Source organism: Phenylobacterium sp. (assembly GCF_035475775.1).
GTDB lineage: Bacteria > Pseudomonadota > Alphaproteobacteria > Caulobacterales > Caulobacteraceae > Phenylobacterium.
In genome coordinates, this window is sequence record NZ_DATIMC010000010.1 from 1 (window position 1) to 5,186 (window position 5,186).

Genomic DNA, 5,186 nt, shown 5'->3' on the forward strand with positions numbered 1-5,186 from the left:
CGTCGGCCTCGGTGGGCGGCTGGCGGGCCCACGCCGAGCGCCTGAAGCCGCTGATCGCGGCGCTTGGGCCGCTCGGGCCTTCGGACATCTGAAAAAGGTGGCGCGAGTGACGGGACTTGAACCCGCGACCTCCGGCGTGACAGGCCGGCGCTCTAACCAACTGAGCTACACCCGCACAGGGGGCCGCACGGCCCCGTCGCGAAGGCGCGTCTGATAGGTCCCGGCCGGAATCGTGTCAACGGAAGAGTGGTCGCGGCGCCCGGCCCGTCTTCCGTGAGTTTTCGGGCCCGGTCCGTGAGGTTTCATCGGTACGCCAAGCCCCGTTTGAATCGGGAGAATGGCTGGTCTAGAAGGGCGCCCGACTCCCGAGGATTCCATGACCGCGTTCCTCCTTCAGTACCTGCCCATCGTGATCTTCCTGGGGATTGCGGGGGCGCTGGGCCTCGCCTTCATTCTGGCCGCCTGGGTGCTCGCGCCCAATGCGCCCGACCCCGAGAAGCTGTCGTCCTACGAATGCGGCTTCAACGCCTTCGACGACGCGCGGATGAAGTTCGACGTCCGCTTCTACCTGGTCTCGATCCTGTTCATCATCTTCGACCTGGAAGTGGCCTTCCTGTTCCCCTGGGCGGTGGCGCTGATGAAGCTGCCGGCGGCGACGGGCCAGTTCGCCTTCTGGTCGATGATGGCCTTCCTGGGCGTGCTCACCGTGGGCTTCATCTACGAGTGGAAGAAGGGAGCCCTGGAATGGGAGTGATCGCGCCCGCCGGCGAGGGGGGCCGCGACCCGGTTGGCGTTGCTGCGGGCGCGGGCGCGCGCAGCGGGGTCGAAGGCTACGACCCCAGGCGGCACGATCCCTACTTCGACGGCGTCTCGCAGCAGCTGGCCGACAAGGGCTTCATCACCGCCGGCCTGGACGACCTGATCACCTGGGCGCGCACCGGCTCGCTGATGTGGATGACCTTCGGGCTGGCCTGCTGCGCGGTGGAGATGATGCAGGCCTCGATGCCGCGCTACGACCTGGAGCGCTACGGCTTCGCCCCGCGCGCCAGCCCACGCCAGTCGGACGTGATGATCGTGGCGGGCACGCTCTGCAACAAGATGGCTCCGGCGCTGCGCAAGGTCTACGACCAGATGCCGGACCCGCGCTACGTGATCTCCATGGGCTCGTGCGCCAACGGCGGCGGCTACTACTACTTCAGCTACTCCGTCGTGCGCGGCTGCGACCGCATCGTGCCGGTGGACGTCTATGTGCCCGGTTGTCCGCCGACCGCCGAGGCGCTGGTCTACGGTGTGCTGCAGCTGCAGAAGAAGATCCGCCGGACCGGGACCATCGTCCGATGACCTGGCCGCATAAGTCCGCCGAGCTGGAGAAGCTCGGAAAGAGGCTCGTCGCCAACAGCGCCGGCGCGCTGACCGGCTTCCACGTGGCCTATGGCGACCTGAACCTCACCGCGCAGGGGCCGCGCATCGTCGAGGCCATGCGGTATCTGCGCGACACCCATGGGTTCCAGCAGCTGATCGACCTGACCGGCGTGGACTATCCCGAGCGCGAGCGGCGCTTCGACGTGATCTATCACCTGCTCTCGATGACCAGGAACCTGCGCTGCCGGGTGAAGCTGGAGACCGACGAGGACTCCGCCGTGCCCTCGGTCACCGCGGTCTACCCCTGCGCCGACTGGTACGAGCGCGAAGCCTTCGACATGTACGGCATCTTCTTCGAGGGTCATCCGGACCTGCGGCGGATCCTCACCGACTACGGCTTCCACGGCCATCCGCTGCGCAAGGACTTCCCGATGACCGGCTACGTGGAGGTCCGCTACGACGACGAGCTGAAGCGCGTGGTCTACGAGCCGGTGAAGTCGGTGGAGTGGCGCAAGTGGGACTTCCTCTCGCCCTGGGAGGGCGTGGAGAAGGGCTTCGCCCCGATCCCCGGCGACGAGAAGGCCGCCCTCGAGGACAAGCGCGGGGGCAAGCCATGACCGGCGAGACCGCGCCCGCCCTGCCGATGAACGCCGACCTGCCGGAAACGCCGGTCCGCAAGTTCAACATCAACTTCGGACCGCAGCACCCGGCGGCCCACGGGGTGCTGCGGCTGGTGCTCGAGCTGGACGGCGAGGTGGTCGAGCGGGTCGACCCGCACATCGGCCTGCTGCACCGCGGCACCGAGAAGCTGATGGAGGCCAGGCCCTACCAGCAGACCATCCCCTACTTCGACCGCCTCGACTACGTCGCGCCGATGAATCAGGAGCACGCCTATGTGCTCGCCATCGAGCGGCTGATCGGCGTCGAGGTCCCGATCCGCGGGCTTCTGATCCGCACGCTCTACGACGAGATCGGCCGCATCCTGAACCACCTGCTCAACGTCACCACCCAGGCCATGGACGTGGGCGCGCTGACCCCGCCGCTGTGGGGCTTCGAAGAGCGCGAGAAGCTGATGGTGTTCTACGAGCGGGCCTCGGGCGCGCGCATGCACGCCAACTACTACCGGGTCGGCGGCGTGCGGCAGGACCTGCCGCCGGACCTCGTCGCCGACATCGCCGACTGGTGCGTCGGGTTCCCCCGGGTGCTCGACGACATCGAGGGCCTGATCACCGACAACCGCATCTTCAAGCAGCGCAACGTCGACATCGGCAAGGTGACCAAGGACGAGGCGCTCGCCTGGGGCTTCTCCGGGGTGATGGTGCGCGGCTCCGGGATCGAGTGGGACCTCAGGCGCACGCAGCCCTACGCCGCCTACAACGACATGGCCTTCGAGATCCCGGTCGGCGTGCACGGCGACTGCTACGACCGCTACCTCTGCCGGATGGAGGAGATGCGGCAGTCGACGAAGATCATGCAGCAGTGCTGCGAACGCCTGCAGAAGACGCCGGGTCTGGTGCTCTCCGACGACCACAAGATCGCCCCGCCCCGGCGCGGCGAGATGAAGCGCTCGATGGAGGCGCTGATCCACCACTTCAAGCTCTACACCGAGGGCTACCGCCCGCCGCCCGGCGAGATCTACGCCTGCGTCGAGGCGCCCAAGGGCGAGTTCGGGGTCTATCTGGTCTCGGACGGCACCAACACGCCCTACCGCTGCAAGATCCGCGCGCCGAGCTACGCCTTCCTGCAGGCGATGGACTGGATGAGCCGCGGCCACATGCTGGCCGACGTCTCGGCCATCCTGGGCTCGCTCGACATCGTGTTCGGGGAGATCGACCGGTGAGCGTCCGCCGCCTGGCCGTCGAGCAGCCCGCGAGCTTCGCCTTCAGGCCGGAGACGCTGAAGGCGGCGAAGCGCTGGATCGCCAACTTCCCCGCGGGCCGGCAGGCCTCGGCGGTGATCCCGATCCTGTGGCTGGTGCAGAAGCAGGAGGGCTGGGTCCCGGAGCCCGCCATCCGCGCGGTCGCCGAGCTCCTGGGCATGCCGGTGATCCGCGTGCTGGAGGTCGCGACCTTCTACACGATGTTCATGCTGGAGCCGGTCGGCACGCATGCGCTGATCCAGGTGTGCGGCACGACGCCGTGCCAGCTCCGCGGCTCGGAGGCCCTGATGGAGGTCTGCAAGCGCCGCATCGGGCCGCACGACCACCGCTCGGCCGACGGCAAGCTCTACTGGCAGGAAGTCGAGTGCATGGGGGCCTGCGCCAACGCGCCGATGGCGGCGATCGACGACGCCTACTACGAGGACCTGACGCCCGAGGCGTTCGAGCGGCTGATCGACGACTTCGCGGCCGGCAAGCATCCCAAGCCCGGCTCGGCGATCGGCCGGCAAGGCTCGGCGCCGGAGGGCGGGCCTGTGACGCTGACCGATCCCTCGCTCTACGACGGCTCGCGGGCCAGGCCGCTCACCATCCCGAACCTTCCGGCGAAGGAGCAGGCGTGAGCATCGATCTGCAAGCCGCCAAGCGCCGCCTGATGATCATGGGGGCGATCGACCTGGCCGCGATCGTGGCGGCCCTGGCGGCCGCCGCCGGCTACTTCGGCCTGCATCTCGGCTGGGCCCTGGCGGCCTTCGCCGGCGCGCTCGCGATCGGCTTCGGGGCGCAGATCTGGTTCATCGCGGGCCTCAGGCGAACAGGCGGGGGAGCGTAGCGTGGCGGGTCTGCTGGCCGACAAGGACCGCATCTTCACCAACCTCTACGGCCTCCATGACTGGGGGCTGGAGGGCGCCCGGCGGCGCGGCTGCTGGAATGGCGCGAAGGAGATCGTCGCCCAGACGCCGGAGTGGATCTGCGACCAGATCAAGGCCTCGGGCCTGCGCGGCCGCGGCGGCGGGGGCTTCGGCACCGGGCTGAAGTGGACCTTCATGCCCAAGCAGGAGAGCGAGCGGCCGCACTACCTGTTGGTCAACGCCGACGAGAGCGAGCCGGGCGCCTGCAAGGACCGGGAGATCCTCAGGAACGACCCGCACCTCCTGATCGAGGGCTGCCTGATCGCCTGCCGCGGCATCCGCGCCCACACCGCCTACATCTACATCCGCGGCGAGTACGTCTTCGAGCGCGAGCGGCTCGAGGCGGCGATCAGGCAGGCCTATGAGGCCAAGCTGATCGGCCCCGGCAACCTCCACGGCTGGGACTGCGACGTGCGGGTGACGCACGGCGGCGGGGCCTACATCTGCGGCGACGAGACCGCGCTGATGGAGAGCTTCGAGGGCAAGAAGGGCCAACCGCGGCTGAAGCCGCCGTTCCCGGCCGGCGCCGGCATCTACGGCTGCCCGACGACGGTGAACAACGTCGAATCCATCGCCGTGGTGGGCACGATCCTGCGGCGCGGCGCCGACTGGTTCGCGGGCTTCGGGTCCGAGAAGTCGACCGGCACCAAGCTGTTCGCCGCCTCCGGCCACGTGAACAAGCCCTGCGTGGTGGAGGACGCCATCGGCATCCCGATGCGCCAGCTGATCGAGGAGTACTTCGGCGGCGTGCGCGGCGGCTGGGGCAACCTGAAGGCCGTGGTTCCCGGCGGGATCTCCATGCCGATGATCCCGGCCGAGCAGGCCGAGGAAGCGGTCATGACCTTCGAGGACCTGGCGGCGCGCAAGTCGGGACTGGGCACCGGCACCCTGATCGTCATGGACAAGGACGCCGACCTGGTGAAGGCGATCGCCCGGGCGGCCTACTTCTACAAGCACGAGAGCTGCGGCCAGTGCACGCCCTGCCGCGAAGGCACCGGCTGGATGTGGCGGGTGATGGAGCGGATGGTCACCGGCGA

The 5,186-nt window shown here is 68.8% G+C and carries 7 protein-coding genes and 1 tRNA gene; 7 read left to right on the plus strand and 1 reads right to left on the minus strand.

What is annotated here, in order from left to right:
* Positions 1-98 precede the first annotated feature (98 nt).
* Positions 99-175, minus strand: a tRNA-Asp gene (locus VLI41_RS01445).
* A gap of 201 nt (positions 176-376) precedes the next feature.
* On the opposite strand from VLI41_RS01445, the gene VLI41_RS01450 reads away from it, so the two are divergent.
* From VLI41_RS01450 to nuoF, 7 genes are all read left to right on the plus strand, one after another.
* Complete coding sequence (locus VLI41_RS01450; RefSeq protein ID WP_325266273.1) at positions 377-754, plus strand: NADH-quinone oxidoreductase subunit A; 378 nt, start codon at positions 377-379, stop codon at positions 752-754.
* Positions 724-1,341 (plus strand): NADH-quinone oxidoreductase subunit B family protein, encoded by a 618-nt coding sequence (locus VLI41_RS01455; RefSeq protein ID WP_325266274.1) that lies wholly within the window; start codon positions 724-726, stop codon positions 1,339-1,341. Before VLI41_RS01450 ends, VLI41_RS01455 begins: the two co-directional genes overlap by 31 nt.
* Positions 1,338-1,979 carry an NADH-quinone oxidoreductase subunit C gene (locus VLI41_RS01460; protein WP_325266275.1) on the plus strand — a complete coding sequence of 214 codons (642 nt, stop codon included), beginning with the start codon at positions 1,338-1,340 and terminating at the stop codon, positions 1,977-1,979. Before VLI41_RS01455 ends, VLI41_RS01460 begins: the two co-directional genes overlap by 4 nt.
* Positions 1,976-3,202 carry an NADH-quinone oxidoreductase subunit D gene (locus VLI41_RS01465; RefSeq protein ID WP_325266276.1) on the plus strand — a complete coding sequence of 409 codons (1,227 nt, stop codon included), beginning with the start codon at positions 1,976-1,978 and terminating at the stop codon, positions 3,200-3,202. Before VLI41_RS01460 ends, VLI41_RS01465 begins: the two co-directional genes overlap by 4 nt.
* Complete coding sequence (gene nuoE / locus VLI41_RS01470) at positions 3,199-3,861, plus strand: NADH-quinone oxidoreductase subunit NuoE (RefSeq protein ID WP_325266277.1); 663 nt, start codon at positions 3,199-3,201, stop codon at positions 3,859-3,861. Before VLI41_RS01465 ends, nuoE begins: the two co-directional genes overlap by 4 nt.
* Entirely contained in the window at positions 3,858-4,070 is a 213-nt protein-coding gene (locus VLI41_RS01475; RefSeq protein ID WP_325266278.1) for a hypothetical protein, read from the plus strand. The genes nuoE and VLI41_RS01475 overlap by 4 nt, the downstream gene beginning before the upstream one ends.
* 1 nt (position 4,071) lies before the next feature.
* On the plus strand, positions 4,072-5,186 hold a 1,115-nt coding region (nuoF, locus tag VLI41_RS01480), incomplete at its 3' end, for an NADH-quinone oxidoreductase subunit NuoF (RefSeq protein WP_325266279.1).